The following is a 14,519-nucleotide window of genomic DNA, read 5'->3' on the forward strand; positions in this document are numbered from 1 at the left end:
GCCCGACGGCGTGCCGTCGGGCCGAACTTACAACGGTAAGCGCGCTATCACGCTTTCAATCCGGCGGCCGTCATCAGCAGCCGAAATCCCATGCTCACCGCCGCCAGCGCCAGCACGCTTCCTCCCCACAGGGCGACCATCCATAATGTCCGCTTAAGCCATACTCGTTGCATCAGTGATACCCCTCGCCGTGTTGAACTTTGCCGCGAAATACGTAGTAGCTCCAGAAGGTATAGCCGAGGATCACCGGCAGAATCAGCAGCGCGCCGACCAGCATAAAGCCCTGGCTTTGCGGCGGCGCGGCGGCCTGCCAAAGGGTGATGCCCGGCGGAATAATATGCGGCCAGATACTGATCCCCAGTCCGCTAAAGCCGAGAAAGATCAGCCCCAACGTAAGAACGAACGGCAGCAGATGGCTGTCGTTGTTGCGAAGCGCTCGCCATAGCCAGGCGCTTATCGCCGCGACCAGCAGCGGCACCGGCAGCAGGAAGAACAGGTTAGGCAAGCTAAACCAGCGCTCGGCGATGGCCGGCTGCGCCAGCGGCGTCCAGATACTGATGGCGACGATTGCCGCCAGCAGCGCCAGCAGTAAACCACGCGCGGTGACGCGCATATTACGGTGCAGCGCATTCTCGCTCTTCATGACCAGCCAGCAGGCCCCCAGCAGCGCGTAGGCAATACACAGTCCTAAACCGCAGAACAGGGTAAACGGCGTCAACCAGTCAAACATTCCGCCGCTGAAGCTGCGGCCGCTGACTGCGAAACCGTTGATCACCGCGCCGACCACCATGCCCTGGGTGAAGGTGGCCAGAATGGAGCCGCCCATAAAGGCGCGATCCCAGAACGGGCGGTGCGATGGCGTCGCGTTAAAGCGGAATTCAAAAGCGACGCCGCGGAAAATAAGCCCGATCAGCATCAGGGTCAGCGGGATCGCCAGCGCGTCGATAATCACCGCATAGGCTAGCGGAAACGCGCCGAACAGGCCCGCGCCGCCGAGCACCAGCCAGGTCTCATTGCCATCCCAGACCGGCGCGACGCTGTTCACCATGACGTCGCGGTCGGAAGCGTCCCGCGTGGTAGCAAATAAAATGCCGATGCCCAGATCGAAGCCGTCCATTACGATATACATCAGGGTGGCGAAGACGATAATGACAAACCAAATAACCGATAAATCGATACCCATTAATGGGACTCCTTCTGCTGTGCGTGGTCGGTAGCGGCGGAAAGGGGGCGCGCTGGCGTCCCTGACGCGGGCGGCTGCGCTTCCTGCGGCCCTTTGCGAATCAGACGCAGCATATAGCTATAGCCGACGCCGAATACCGAACCGTAGACGACGATAAACGTCAGCAGACTGATCGACATATGCAGGTCGCCGTGCGCGGAGACGGCATCCGCGGTACGTTGTACCCCGTAGACGACCCACGGCTGGCGGCCCACCTCGGTGGTCACCCAGCCTGCAAGAATGGCGATAAGTCCCGAGGGCCCCATCCATAGCGCAAAGCGTAAAAAGGGTCTGGAATGATACAGGCGGCCGCGGTAGCGCAGCCACAGCGCCAGCGCGCCGAGCAGGATCATCAGCATCCCTAGCCCGGCCATCAGGCGGAAGGACCAGAATACGATGGTGGCGTTAGGCCGATCTTCCGCGGCGAACTCCTTCAACGCGGGCACCTGTTTATCCAGGCTGTGGGTAAGGATCAGGCTGCCGAGGGCCGGGATTTCCAGACCATAGCGGGTACGTTCCTGCTGCATATCCGGCCAGCCGAACAGCAGCAGCGGGGTGGACTCACCGGGGATATTTTCCCAGTGGCCTTCAATAGCCGCGATCTTCGCCGGCTGGTGCTTGAGCGTATTCAGCCCGTGCATATCGCCAATCATTGCCTGAATGGGGGCAACAATCAGCGTCATCCACAGCGCCATGGAGAACATCGCGCGAACGGCGGGCGTATTATTACCCCGCAGCAGGTGCCAGGCCGCCGAGGCGCCGACGAACAGCGCGCTGCTGAGAAAGGCCGCCACCGACATATGCAGCAGGCGGTAAGGGAATGACGGGTTAAAGATCACCGCGAACCAGTCCACCGGCACCACCTGACCATTGACGATCTCAAACCCCTGCGGCGTTTGCATCCAGCTGTTGGACGCGAGGATCCAGAAGGTGGAGATAATCGTCCCCAGCGCGACCATACAGGTGGCGAAGAAGTGCAGGCCCGGCCCGACGCGGTTCCAGCCGAACAGCATGACGCCGAGGAATCCGGCTTCCAGGAAGAAGGCGGTCAGGACTTCATAGGTCAGCAGCGGGCCGGTAATGCTCCCGGCAAACTCGGAGAAACCGCTCCAGTTGGTGCCAAACTGGTAGGCCATCACCAGACCGGAGACCACCCCCATGCCGAAGTTGACGGCAAAGATTTTCGACCAGAAGTGGTACAGCGAGCGCCAGGTCGGGTTTTTCGTTTTTAACCATAAGCCTTCGAGCACCGCCAGGTAGCTGGCTAAGCCGATGGTGATGGCGGGGAAGATGATATGAAATGACACGGTGAAGGCGAACTGGATCCGCGCCAGGTGAAATGCATCAAGACCAAACATGCAGAACTCCACAACAAAATTGATTCAGCGCAATTCTATGCCTCCACACATGCCGATAGCAGGAACAAAAAACCTGTTTTTATCTATAACAGTTGTCGATTTGCGCTCTTTTTTGATGTCTCAACTCTTTTTTTCTAAAAGCAAACTATTTAACGCGCCGGGATAGTATGTTATTTTGATTAGACGTGAGTGCTGCCTGTCAGTATTTCAACGCTCCTTTGGGTAAGCGAGATTTATATATTTTCTTTAAATATAGATTCGCTGAATAAATCATAAAACGCGTATTAATCCTATAATAAAACAATTGTCCGTTTTCTCTCCGGTCGCGCGTTGCGTCATTAACGCTGGTCTCGCGCGCTGTGGATTTTACTCTGGGATTTGGGTTCAGGGGATACGCACTCTGAGTTAAGCGTATGTTTAATACATGCCTGTAATCTTAAGCGGTTGGTTATTGGAAAGTGTATTTATTGATTATATTTTACAGAGGATGTGATTTTGTCAACTAATGGACTTCGCAGTTTATGTACTGTTTTGTTAATTATGACTTTTTTTTGGGTATTCGTTGTTAGCGGATTCATTATGTTATTTTAAAAACGCTTGTTGTTTAAGCGCTTGAGTTTGTTCTGTATCAAATAGATATATGAGCAATAAACGAATAGCTTAGCGATAGGTAATTCGTGCTATCGCCGATGCCAATCTTTGTAAATAGGTCAGTATATAAATACTGGCCTATTTTTTTAACTGATATACAATCGTGCAGACATTTTCTTGCGGATATCTCTATGAAAAAGTACCAGCAGCTGGCGCAGCAGATCACCGAACAGATTGGGCTTGGAGTGTGGTTACCCGGCGACAGACTGCCTTCGCTGCGTGAGCAGGTAGTGAGCAGCGGAATGAGCTTCATGACCGTCAGCCACGCCTATCAGTTGCTGGAAAGCCAGGGGCGGATTATCGCGCGCCCGCAGTCCGGTTATTATGTCGCGCCGCAGCCGCTCAAACAGCGCCAGCCGGAACCGCCTCCGCAGGTGACGCGCGACGAGTCCGTCGATATCAATACCTACATTTTCGAGGTGCTGCAGGCCAGCCGCCAGGCCTCAATGCTGCCCTTTGCCTCCGCTTTTCCCGACCCGCGCCTGTTCCCGCTGCCGCAGCTCAACCGATCCCTGGCGCAGGTCAGCAAAACCGCTACCGCCATGAGCGTGATTGAAAACCTGCCGCCGGGGAATGATGAACTACGCCACGCGATTGCCCGACGCTACGCGCTGCAGGGAATGAATATCTCGCCGGATGAAATTGTCATTACCGCCGGGGCGCTGGAGGCGTTGAATCTTAGCCTGCAGGCCGTCACCGAACCTGGCGATTGGGTGGTTGTGGAAAACCCCTGCTTCTACGGGGCGCTGCAGGCACTGGAAAGGCTGCGCCTTAAGGCGCTGTCGGTGGCGACCGACGTCAAAGAGGGGATTGACCTCGACGCGCTGGAGCAGGCATTGCAGAATTACCCGGTTAAGGCCTGCTGGCTGATGACCAACGGGCAAAACCCGCTCGGCTTTACCCTCAGCGCAGAGAAAAAAGCGCAGCTTGTTGCCCTGCTGGCGCGCTACAAGGTGATGCTGATTGAAGATGACGTATATAGCGAACTCTATTTCGGCCGCGAGAAACCGCTGCCGGCAAAGTACTGGGATCGCGACGATATGACGCTGCACTGCAGCTCGTTTTCGAAATGCCTGGTCCCCGGCTTTCGCATTGGCTGGGTGGCGGCGGGCAAGCACGCCCGACGTATTCAGCAGCTACAGCTGATGAGCACGCTCTCTACCAGTTCGCCAATGCAGCTGGCGCTGGTGGATTACCTTTCGACCAAGCGCTACGACGCCCATTTGCGGCGTTTGCGCCGCCAGCTTGCCGAGCGCAAGCAGCTGGCCTGGCAGGCACTGCTGCGCCATCTTCCGGCAGAAGTAAAAATTCATCATAGCGATAGCGGCTATTTTCTCTGGCTTGAGCTCCCCGCCGGGAGCGACGCGGGGGAGCTGAGCGCCCGCGCGCTAGCGTATAACATCAGCATTGCGCCGGGAAAAATGTTCTCCACCACTGACAGCTGGACCGCATTTTTCCGCTTTAACACCGCGTGGGGCTGGGGCGAAAGAGAGGAGCAGGGGGTTAAGCGGCTGGGCGATCTGATTCGCGAGATGCTGGCCTAGCTAAAATTGCGCCCGTCAGGCATGCACGGCAGCGGTTAAAACAGGTTGGTCGCCATGCTGTCGTTTTGTTTATATCCGGCGATTATCCTCGCCGAAAAATAAGCCGCCTTAGTCTTTCAGTTATCATGCCGGTTATTATTTTACCGGCATGAGCCATATGAAATTTGCATAGTCGTATTATCTCGCTAACTCCTTGTCTATAATCCACAAAGTTATCCCGTGTATCTCGTTTTTGCGTAATGCGCCCCTTGTCACAACCTGAATAAATTTCCCCAGGGGGCTATAGCGCGCCGTCTACTGTTATTAAGGGAGATATTTTTACGGCACGGCTGCCGCTCATTTTCTTGTGACAGGAGTAAGACCCGATGAGCAATAAAATTGCCCGCGGCAGCTTATGCGTGCTGGGTATGGTTTTCCTGACGGCGCAGGCCGCCGAGCCGCCGACTTCTCTCGATAAAGGCGAAGGCCGTCTCGATATTATCGCCTGGCCGGGATATATCGAACGGGGACAGACCGATAAAAGCTACGACTGGGTAACCCAGTTTGAAAAAGAATCGGGCTGTCAGGTCAATGTTAAAACCGCCGCCACATCCGACGAGATGGTCAGCCTGATGGCGAAAGGCGGTTATGACCTGGTCACCGCCTCCGGCGACGCTTCGCTGCGCCTGATTATGGGCAAGCGCGTACAGCCGATTGACACCTCGCTGATCGCCAACTGGAAGTCCCTCGACCCGCGGGTGGAAAAAGGCGCATGGTTCAACGTCAACGGTAAGGTTTACGGCACCCCGTACCAGTGGGGGCCGAATCTGCTGATGTACAACAGCAAAATCTTCCCGACGCCGCCTGATAGCTGGAGCGTGGTGTTCGTCAAACAAAATCTGCCGGACGGCAAAACCAACCTGGGCCGGGTGCAGGCCTATGACGGGCCGATTTATATTGCCGATGCTGCGCTCTTTGTCAAAGCCACCCAGCCGCAGCTCGGTATCACCGACCCCTATCAGCTCACCGAAGCGCAATATCAGGCGGTACTCAAGGTTCTGCGCGATCAGCACGCCCTGATTCATCGCTACTGGCACGATACCACCGTACAGATGAGTGATTTTAAAAACGAAGGCGTCGTGGCCTCCAGCGCCTGGCCGTATCAGGCCAACGGCCTGAAAGCGGAAGGCCAGCCGATTGCTACCGTTTTCCCGAAAGAGGGGGTTACCGGCTGGGCGGATACCACCATGCTGCATAGCGACGCAAAACATCCGGTCTGCGCCTATAAATGGATGAACTGGTCGCTGACGCCGAAAGTCCAGGGCGATGTCGCTGCCTGGTTTGGTTCTCTGCCGGTGGTTCCTGAAGGGTGCAAAGCCAGTACGCTACTGGGAGATAAGGGCTGCGAGACCAACGGCTATAACGAGTTCACCAAAATCGCGTTCTGGAAAACGCCGGTCGCGGAAGGCGGGAAATTCGTACCCTACAGCCGCTGGACCCAGGATTACATCGCGATTAAGGGCGGTCGTTAAGTCGCCGGAGGCGAACAATATGCACGCGGTAGAGTTCGATAATGTCTCGCGGCTGTACGGCGACGTACGGGCGGTGGATGGCGTCAGCATCGCCATTCGCGACGGTGAGTTTTTCTCCATGCTGGGGCCCTCCGGCTCCGGCAAAACCACCTGCCTGCGCCTGATTGCCGGGTTTGAACAGCTCTCTGGCGGCGCGATTCGCATTTTTGGTAAACCGGCCAGCGAGCTGCCGCCGTGGCAGCGCGACGTTAATACCGTTTTCCAGGATTACGCGCTGTTTCCTCATATGTCGGTGCTCGATAACGTCGCCTACGGTCTGATGGTTAAAGGAATCGGCAAAAAGGAGCGTCACGCCCGCGCGATGGAGGCGCTGGAGAGGGTCGCGCTCGCGTTTGTGCACGCGCGAAGGCCATCACAGCTTTCCGGCGGACAGCGTCAGCGGGTAGCGATCGCCCGCGCGCTGGTGAATCAGCCGCGGGTCCTGCTGCTGGATGAGCCGCTCGGCGCGCTGGATTTAAAGCTGCGTGAGCAGATGCAGCTGGAGTTGAAAAAACTGCAGCAGGCGCTGGGCATCACCTTTATTTTTGTTACCCATGATCAGGGGGAAGCACTGTCGATGTCCGATCGGGTGGCGGTGTTTAATAATGGGCGAATCGAACAGATTGATGCGCCCCAGGACCTCTATCTGCGGCCGAAAACGGCGTTTGTGGCCAGCTTTGTCGGTACCGCCAACGTGTTCAGCGGAGAACGGGCGCATAGGCTCTGCGCGATGGCGGGATCCTGGTCGCTGCGTCCGGAGCATATTCGTCTGAATACCGCCGGTGAGATCCAGATTGCGGGGGTGGTACAGGCGGTACAGTATCAGGGGGCCGCGACTCGGGTCGAACTCAAGCTGGCCGATGGCGAGAAGCTGTTGGTGAGTCAGGCGAACGTTGATGGTCATGCCGCGTTAAACGCACCGCCGGTGGGACAAACGGTGCTGGCTTCGTGGTCGCGTGCGGCAATGGTGCCGCTGGAGAGCGGGGGCTGATATGACGATGGCGATTCCGTCCGCTTCTCCCGGGCGCTTATCCGCGCTGTTTTGGCGTAAACCCTCGCTGGCCCTGTTTTTGCTTCTTCTTGGCCCGCTAATGTGGTTCGGCATTGTCTATCTGGGATCGTTGCTGACCCTGCTATGGCAAAGCTTCTACACTTTCGATGATTTCACCATGTCAGTGACTCAGGACCTGACGCTGGCCAATTTGCGGGCGTTGTTTAACCCGGCAAACTACGACATCATTCTCCGTACTCTGATGATGGCGCTGTCGGTAACGATCGCCAGCGCGATCCTGGCATTGCCTATGGCCTGGTATATGGCCCGCTACACCCGCGGCAAGATGAAGGCGTTTTTCTATATCGCCGTAATGCTGCCGATGTGGGCGAGCTATATCGTCAAAGCCTATGCCTGGACGCTGCTGCTGGCAAAAGATGGCGTCGCGCAGTGGTTTCTGCGCCATTTGGGGCTGGAAAGCCTGCTGAGTCTGGTGCTGACGATCCCCGCGGTAGGCGGCAATACGCTGTCGACTTCCGGTTTGGGCCGCTTTCTGGTGTTCGTCTATATCTGGCTGCCGTTTATGATCCTGCCGGTGCAGGCTGCGCTGGAACGCCTGCCGCCGTCGTTGCTTCAGGCCTCCGCCGATCTTGGCGCCCGTCCGCGCCAGACATTCCGCTACGTGGTTCTGCCGTTGGCGATTCCCGGCATTGCCGCGGGATCGATTTTTACCTTTTCCCTGACGCTCGGCGATTTTATCGTCCCGCAGCTGGTGGGGCCGCCGGGGTTCTTTATCGGCAATATGGTCTATTCCCAGCAGGGAGCGATTGGCAATATGCCGATGGCGGCGGCCTTTACCCTCGTACCAATCGTGCTGATTGCCCTTTATCTGGCGTTCGTGAAACGTCTGGGAGCGTTTGATGCACTCTGACCGCGCGCCGCTGCTCCTGAAGGTGGCAACCTGGGGCGGGGTAATCTTCCTGCATTTCCCGCTACTGATTATCGCCCTCTATGCGTTTAATACCGAAGACGCCGCCTTCAGCTTTCCGCCGCAGGGCCTGACGCTGCGCTGGTTTAGCGAAGCTGCGGGGCGCGGCGACATTATCGAATCCGTGACGTTGTCACTTAAGGTTGCCGCGCTTTCCACCGCTATCGCCCTGGTACTTGGCACGCTGGCTGCAGGTGCGCTGTGGCGCAGCGCGTTTTTTGGTAAGAACGCCGTGTCGTTGCTGCTGCTGTTGCCGATAGCGCTGCCCGGCATTATTACCGGACTGGCGCTGCTCACCGCCTTTAAGGCCGTCAATCTGGAGCCGGGGCTGCTGACGATAGTCGTAGGCCACGCGACCTTCTGTGTCGTGGTGGTGTTTAACAACGTGATTGCCCGCTTTCGCCGGACCTCCTGGAGTCTCGTCGAAGCGTCGATGGACTTAGGCGCAACGGGCTGGCAAACCTTTCGCTATGTGGTGCTGCCTAATCTGGGTTCGGCGCTGCTGGCGGGAGGCATGCTGGCGTTTGCCCTGTCGTTTGATGAAATTATCGTTACCACCTTTACCGCCGGACACGAGCGTACGCTGCCGCTCTGGCTGCTCAATCAGCTCGGACGCCCGCGCGATGTCCCGATAACCAACGTGGTTGCGCTGCTGGTGATGGTGGTGACGATGATTCCGATTCTGGGGGCCTGGTGGCTCACCCGTGACGGCGACATCAGCGCTGAAAACGGAAAATAAAATACCGATACAGGATAATGCTATGCAAAATAACCTTTTGATTAACGGTAAGTTAGTGGCTGGGGAAGGCGAGGCTGTGCCGGTGTTTAATCCTGCCTCCGGTGAAGAGATCGTGTCGATAGCTGAAGCTACGCCGGCGCAGGTTGAGGCCGCGGTTGAGGCCGCAGACCAGGCCTTTGTCAACTGGAGCCAGACCACGCCCAAGAGCCGCGCTGAATGCCTGCTGGCGCTGGCGGACGTGATTGACGAACATGCGCAGACGCTGGCTAAGCTTGAATCGCTCAACTGCGGCAAGCCTCTGCACTGCGTGATCAACGATGAACTGCCGGCGGTCGCCGATGTGTTCCGCTTCTTTGCCGGGGCGGCGCGCTGTCTGCCGGGTATGGCGGCCGGTGAGTATCTCAAGGGCCACACCTCCATGATCCGCCGCGATCCGGTTGGCGTGGTGGCCTCCATCGCGCCGTGGAACTACCCGCTGATGATGGCGGCGTGGAAGCTGGCACCGGCGCTGGCCGCCGGCAACTGCGTGGTGATCAAACCCTCGGAGATTACCCCCTTGACCGCGCTGAAGCTGGGCGAACTGGCAAAAGAGATTTTCCCCGCCGGGGTGCTTAACGTGCTGTTTGGCCGCGGCGCTACCGTCGGCGATCCGCTCACCGCCCATGCAAAGGTGCGCATGGTGTCGTTAACCGGTTCGATTGCCACCGGCGCGCATATCATCGGCCACACCGCGTCGTCGATTAAGCGTACCCATATGGAACTGGGCGGGAAAGCGCCGGTTATCGTCTTTGATGATGCGGATATCGATGCGGTGGTGGAGGGGGTACGGACCTTTGGTTTCTATAACGCCGGTCAGGACTGCACCGCCGCCTGCCGGATTTACGCCCAGGCCGGGATTTATGACCAACTGGTGGAAAAACTCGGCGCCGCGGTCGCCAGCCTGAAGATGGGCCCGCCGGACGATGAGACCACCGAGCTGGGGCCGCTGAGTTCACAAGCACATCTGGACCGGGTCAGCGCCGCCGTCGATGCCGCCCGCGCGCTGCCGCATATTCAAGTGATCGCCGGCGGCAACAAAGCGTCCGGTAACGGCTACTATTACCAGCCGACGCTGCTGGCGGGAGCCAGGCAGGAAGATGCGATTGTCCAACGCGAGGTCTTCGGCCCGGTCGTCAGCGTCACCTCGTTTACTGATGAAGAGCAGGTGCTAAGCTGGGCTAACGATTCACAGTATGGTCTGGCCTCGTCGGTGTGGACCAGGGATGTCGGCAGGGCGCATCGCCTTAGCGCGCGTTTGCAGTATGGCTGCACCTGGGTCAACACCCATTTCATGCTGGTCAGCGAAATGCCGCACGGCGGGCAGAAGCTTTCCGGCTATGGCAAAGATATGTCGATGTATGGCCTGGAGGATTACACCACTATCCGGCACGTAATGATTAAACACGGGTAGGGCACAGTCGTGATAATCCCCGAGTGGATACATTACCCTGCTAATAGTTAGCGATAGCAGAAAAAGTTAAAACGGAAGCGGGGTTTTATGAGAGTATTCTTATGCCCCTTCAAGAGCTAAGCCATGATGAGTGCCGGAGATAAGCGCCGGATGGGGCTGGTATCCTTCCCCGGGGCGCGCGATGCGCCCTGAGCGGGATGCCGCGATATGACGATACTCATTCCCGGGCCCCTGCATCATCAGCAGGGGCTTTTTGTTGTTCAGACGCTACTGGTTTGTTACTGCGAGTTTGCACGATGTCATGCGATCGCGCATTTATTACGTATCAAGGCATCTATTTTTTGGTAAATGATAATCAGGCTAACGTTTTGTTTTTTTGCTCGGTAAACTCGCCTGGCGACGCTCGCGAACGTAGGAAAAAAGATTATAAATTGCAGCAACTAATAAAATTAACGCCACAATAAGAACGGCGATTCCGGACATGTGCCACCTCAAAAATAAATGAGTAAAAAACAAGCTTCGCATAACTTGTGATTATGAATGTATGATTTTGTGCTAAATAACGCAAATGATATTTCTTATCATTTAAAACAATTTGCAGGCTTTTGGTTATCATGATCTAATATAAGATGTTGATATATATGTTCTTTTTGTTGGTGTGTTCATTTTACTGAAATCCTCGCTGCCGCTGACCCTGCTAATAATGATGATCGCAAAATGCTCTCGCGAACCTGCGCGTATAAAGAGTAATGAACAATTACCCCGTGCAATGAAAAGCGCATTCGCTTTCGGCAATACCGTTATGTATGGATTACGGCGCAGGAGTCATATTTATGGTTGATATTAACCCTATTATTTATGGTGGAATTTGCGGCGACAGGTGAGATTAATATCTCTGACGGCAGCGATTTAACTTTGACGATATTTAATCCCCCGCCTTCACCGATAAGCTGATGGTGAATGTAATATTTTTGTTAAATTTACGGGCGTCATTACGGCTAATACGCGACGCGCCGGGCGTTTGACTTTCTATAGCCGCTCATGCGAACATTCGGCGCAATTTGTTGCTTCGAAGTTGATATTGTTTTGAAAAAAATAGCGTGTTTTCTCTTTGTGGCCTGCGCCACGGCGATGCTTTACGGCAATTTTCCGACCAAACAGATTATTGGCTGTGAAAAGCAGGGGGTCGCGGAATCGATTTGCATGGCGGCCGCGTTGGATAGTGAAAAAGTCGATCTGCTGCCGGCATGGAATCCAGAAGTTCAAAGGTTGATGGCCGCGCAAAAGCGTGCGCCTGCAGCGGAGGCGGGGTCTTTCAAATCGTAAAAAAGCAGCCTGACCAGGCTGCTTTTTTAGGTTTCGCTGCTGAGTAAAATCTTTAAAACCAACCAAAACGAACGGATAACAGGCCGATAAGCGCGAGTGCCGCGCCGACATTTATCAGAAGGACGGTTTTGCTGGAAACATCCATAACGCCACCTTTATGAATAAGCCTCTACAGTTATAGTACGAGCTTAGAGGTTGCGCTATCGGACAAAGATGAATCAGGCGTTTTTCCGAAATTAACCCTGTTGTGTGTTTTAAAAATGCCATAATCCCTGACGCACTCTGCGGATGCGAAAAGGCATCGCGATATGCGTAAATGCCGGTCAGGGAAGGAAGAAGAAAAATGACTTTATACCAGAAAATGCTGGTTTTTTATGCAGTTATGGGCTGTGTTTGTGCGGTAATAAGCTGGTTCTTAACCAAAGAGAGCCGCTGGATCCGACTGCTGGCGGCGCTGCTGATTGGCGCGACCTGGCCGTTCAGTTTTCCCATGGCGCTGCTGGTCTCCCTGTTTTGATTTAAAAATCGATAGCTCACCTTACGTTATGACTGTATAAAAAAACAGGCTTAATTAAATGGAGGCTTTTCGATGAACGGTTTTTATTCTTCTCAGGCTGGCGCCACCGTGCGCTGGCTCGATCTGCCCGGTCGCGGCGAACCCATTGTCTTTATCCACGGCCTGGGCTGTGCCTCAAGCTATGATTATCCGCGCGTTGCTGCCGACCCGGCGCTGGCCGGGCGGCGAATGATCCTTGTCGATTTACCCGGCTTCGGCTATAGCGATAAACCTGAATCCTTCAGCTACCGTATCGCCGATCAGGCAGCGGTAGTGGCCGAGCTGGTGGATCGCTTAGCCCTTGAACGCTGCTATTTATTTGGTCACAGCATGGGCGGCAGCGTCGCGATTGAAGCGGCCGGGCGGCTTGCCGAACGGGTGCGGGCGCTGCTGGTGGCCGAACCCAATCTCTATCCCGGGGGCGGAATGTACAGCAGGCGCATCGCCGGGCAAACGGAAGAACGCTTTATTGCCCGTGGTTACGCCGATATGCTTTCCGCCGAAACCTCGCCATGGGCCGGCTGCCTGCAAAACAGCGCCCCCTGGGCGGTGTGGCGCGGCGCGGTCAGTCTGGTGAAGGGGGCTAATCCCTCCTGGTTCGCGCGCTTTGTCAATTTATCCTGCCCCAGAGCGCTGATATACGGAGCATTATCGCTGCCTGCCCAGGAAGCGACGGAGAGTGAAGCCGCCGGGATCCCGCTGCTGATGATCCCGCAGGCCGGGCATTCCATGGCGTGGGAAAACCCCTCAGCGCTGGCGCGTACGCTGGCCGATTTTTACGCCGGTATTGACGCAGAAGCCTGATTCGTGATCGCTATACACAAAAAGAAACAATATTTCATTTATTTTGGTATTCCGTTTTTTTTATTTTTTTGGCGAGCGTGAAATGCGAAAAATCACTATCCTGGGTATCTCGGCTTTACTCTGTACACCGCTGCTTCTGCAAGGGTGCGTGTCGCAAAATCCGCGCGGGACAACCTCCCGCCCACAGCTTACGGCGGCGGAAGCGGCAACCTTCACCATGGAACGCTATTTTGCGCAAGGCGGCGCGTTGAGTGCCCCCGATGGCCCCTGGTCGCCATCGCCTGCGCGTCTCCCGCGGGCCGAAAGCGCGTGGCGCGTGGCGCCATCGGGCGCGCCGTTCACCCGCATTCAGCAGGCGGTCAATGCGGCAATCAACCAGCACGCGGCCGGTGATGGGCGTATCTATATCCGCATTGAACCGGGTATCTATCGGGAGACGGTCTATATCCCAGAAGGGGCGCCGCCGATAACCCTCTACGGCGCCGGGGATAATCCTGAAGCGGTGAGAATAGAGCTGGCAATCGACTCGCAATTCCCGGTAACGCGCTATCGCCAGCAGGTGAATAGCCAGCAACAGTATCGTGAAGGCGATCCGGCCTGGTATCAGTATGCGCTTTGCGCCGGACGTACCGCCAGGACGATAGGCACCAACTGCGCGGCGGTGATGTGGTCACAAAGCGCGGATTTTCAGCTGCTGAACCTCAGCGTAGTCAATAGCCTGCTGGACAACGTCGACGGTGGGACCCATCAGGGCGTGGCGCTGCGGACCGATGGCGATCGGGTGCAGCTGGAGAACGTCCGTCTGCTGGGACGCCAGGATACGCTCTATGTCAATACCAGCAATCGGCGCAATGAGGCGGTGACCGACCGTATCAGCCGGGTATATGTCAAAGACAGCTACATAGAAGGCGATGTGGACTATGTTTTTGGCCGGGCAAACGTGGTTTTTGATAATGTTCATTTTCACACCGTCTCAACGCGCCTCTCGCCCGAAGCTTACGTGCTTGCGCCGAATACGCTGCCGGATAACCCGTGTGGATTTCTGGTGATCAACAGCCGTTTTACCGGCGATAGCGGCTATCGGGGCGGCTTAAAGGCGAAGCTTGGCCGCGCCTGGGACCAGGGGGCGGGCAAGACCGGCTATTTACCCGGAAAAACCGCTAACGGGCAGGCGCTTATCGCCAACAGCACTATCGATCAAAGCTACGATCGGCTTTCCCCCTGGGGCGCTGCGGCCACCACCTCCCGGCCGTTCCGCGGCAATACCGCCGCAGAACGTCAGCTTGATGATGTTGCCTTCAATCGCCTGTGGGAATTCAATAACCACTGGCAGCCCTGAG

At 56.2% G+C, this 14,519-nt stretch carries 15 protein-coding genes; 10 read left to right on the forward strand and 5 right to left on the reverse strand.

The genetic code is table 11. The features are described from left to right. Positions 1-47: 47 nt before the first annotated feature. From K7H21_RS13445 to K7H21_RS13455, 3 genes are read right to left on the reverse strand one after another with little or no spacing between them, the layout of a single operon-like run. Positions 48-173 (reverse strand): DUF2474 domain-containing protein, encoded by a 126-nt coding sequence (locus K7H21_RS13445; RefSeq protein WP_004120829.1) that lies wholly within the window; start codon positions 171-173, stop codon positions 48-50. Next, the gene (gene cydB / locus K7H21_RS13450; protein WP_087829435.1) at positions 173-1,183 is read right to left on the reverse strand and encodes a cytochrome d ubiquinol oxidase subunit II; all 1,011 of its coding nucleotides are present in this window, start codon (positions 1,181-1,183) and stop codon (positions 173-175) included. The genes K7H21_RS13445 and cydB overlap by 1 nt, the downstream gene beginning before the upstream one ends. Beyond that, positions 1,183-2,580 (reverse strand): cytochrome ubiquinol oxidase subunit I, encoded by a 1,398-nt coding sequence (locus K7H21_RS13455; protein WP_049112700.1) that lies wholly within the window; start codon positions 2,578-2,580, stop codon positions 1,183-1,185. The genes cydB and K7H21_RS13455 overlap by 1 nt, the downstream gene beginning before the upstream one ends. A 782-nt stretch (positions 2,581-3,362) precedes the next feature. Here K7H21_RS13455 and K7H21_RS13460 point away from each other — a divergent pair. From K7H21_RS13460 to patD, 6 genes are all read left to right on the forward strand, one after another. Further along, positions 3,363-4,775, forward strand: a complete 1,413-nt coding sequence (locus K7H21_RS13460) for an aminotransferase-like domain-containing protein (protein ID WP_032742128.1) — start codon at positions 3,363-3,365, stop codon at positions 4,773-4,775. Positions 4,776-5,140: 365 nt separating this feature from the next. Continuing rightward, entirely contained in the window at positions 5,141-6,286 is a 1,146-nt protein-coding gene (gene ydcS / locus K7H21_RS13465; protein ID WP_223035852.1) for a putative ABC transporter substrate-binding protein YdcS, read from the forward strand. 19 nt (positions 6,287-6,305) lie between these two features. Next, positions 6,306-7,316 carry an ABC transporter ATP-binding protein gene (locus K7H21_RS13470; protein WP_049115973.1) on the forward strand — a complete coding sequence of 337 codons (1,011 nt, stop codon included), beginning with the start codon at positions 6,306-6,308 and terminating at the stop codon, positions 7,314-7,316. Between the two features lies 1 nt (position 7,317). Next, positions 7,318-8,247 (forward strand): ABC transporter permease, encoded by a 930-nt coding sequence (locus tag K7H21_RS13475; protein ID WP_004120810.1) that lies wholly within the window; start codon positions 7,318-7,320, stop codon positions 8,245-8,247. Continuing rightward, on the forward strand, positions 8,237-9,043 hold the full coding sequence (locus tag K7H21_RS13480) for an ABC transporter permease (protein ID WP_004120806.1): 807 nt from the start codon (positions 8,237-8,239) through the stop codon (positions 9,041-9,043). The genes K7H21_RS13475 and K7H21_RS13480 overlap by 11 nt, the downstream gene beginning before the upstream one ends. A 22-nt stretch (positions 9,044-9,065) precedes the next feature. After that, positions 9,066-10,493, forward strand: a complete 1,428-nt coding sequence (gene patD, locus K7H21_RS13485; RefSeq protein ID WP_223035853.1) for an aminobutyraldehyde dehydrogenase — start codon at positions 9,066-9,068, stop codon at positions 10,491-10,493. A 360-nt stretch (positions 10,494-10,853) separates the two neighbouring features. Here patD and K7H21_RS13490 read toward each other — a convergent pair whose 3' ends face one another. Continuing rightward, positions 10,854-10,976, reverse strand: a complete 123-nt coding sequence (locus tag K7H21_RS13490; RefSeq protein ID WP_004120802.1) for a small membrane protein — start codon at positions 10,974-10,976, stop codon at positions 10,854-10,856. A gap of 558 nt (positions 10,977-11,534) precedes the next feature. On the opposite strand from K7H21_RS13490, the gene K7H21_RS13495 reads away from it, so the two are divergent. Continuing rightward, complete coding sequence (locus tag K7H21_RS13495) at positions 11,535-11,819, forward strand: hypothetical protein (RefSeq protein WP_223035854.1); 285 nt, start codon at positions 11,535-11,537, stop codon at positions 11,817-11,819. A 52-nt stretch (positions 11,820-11,871) separates the two neighbouring features. Here K7H21_RS13495 and yncL read toward each other — a convergent pair whose 3' ends face one another. Continuing rightward, a complete protein-coding gene (yncL, locus tag K7H21_RS13500) occupies positions 11,872-11,964 on the reverse strand; it encodes a stress response membrane protein YncL (RefSeq protein WP_004101822.1) in 93 nt (30 codons plus the stop codon). 198 nt (positions 11,965-12,162) lie between these two features. On the opposite strand from yncL, the gene K7H21_RS13505 reads away from it, so the two are divergent. The 3 genes from K7H21_RS13505 to K7H21_RS13515 all read left to right on the forward strand — a co-directional run bounded on the left by K7H21_RS13505 (position 12,163) and on the right by K7H21_RS13515 (position 14,518). After that, on the forward strand, positions 12,163-12,336 hold the full coding sequence (locus tag K7H21_RS13505; RefSeq protein WP_004120798.1) for a GhoT/OrtT family toxin: 174 nt from the start codon (positions 12,163-12,165) through the stop codon (positions 12,334-12,336). Between the two features lie 72 nt (positions 12,337-12,408). Continuing rightward, the gene (locus K7H21_RS13510; protein ID WP_087829424.1) at positions 12,409-13,179 is read left to right on the forward strand and encodes an alpha/beta fold hydrolase; all 771 of its coding nucleotides are present in this window, start codon (positions 12,409-12,411) and stop codon (positions 13,177-13,179) included. A gap of 82 nt (positions 13,180-13,261) precedes the next feature. Further along, positions 13,262-14,518, forward strand: a complete 1,257-nt coding sequence (locus K7H21_RS13515) for a putative acyl-CoA thioester hydrolase (RefSeq protein WP_223035855.1) — start codon at positions 13,262-13,264, stop codon at positions 14,516-14,518. Position 14,519: the final 1 nt, after the last annotated feature.

This window comes from Klebsiella sp. CTHL.F3a, from assembly GCF_019890895.1.
GTDB classification, from domain to species: domain Bacteria; phylum Pseudomonadota; class Gammaproteobacteria; order Enterobacterales; family Enterobacteriaceae; genus Klebsiella; species Klebsiella grimontii.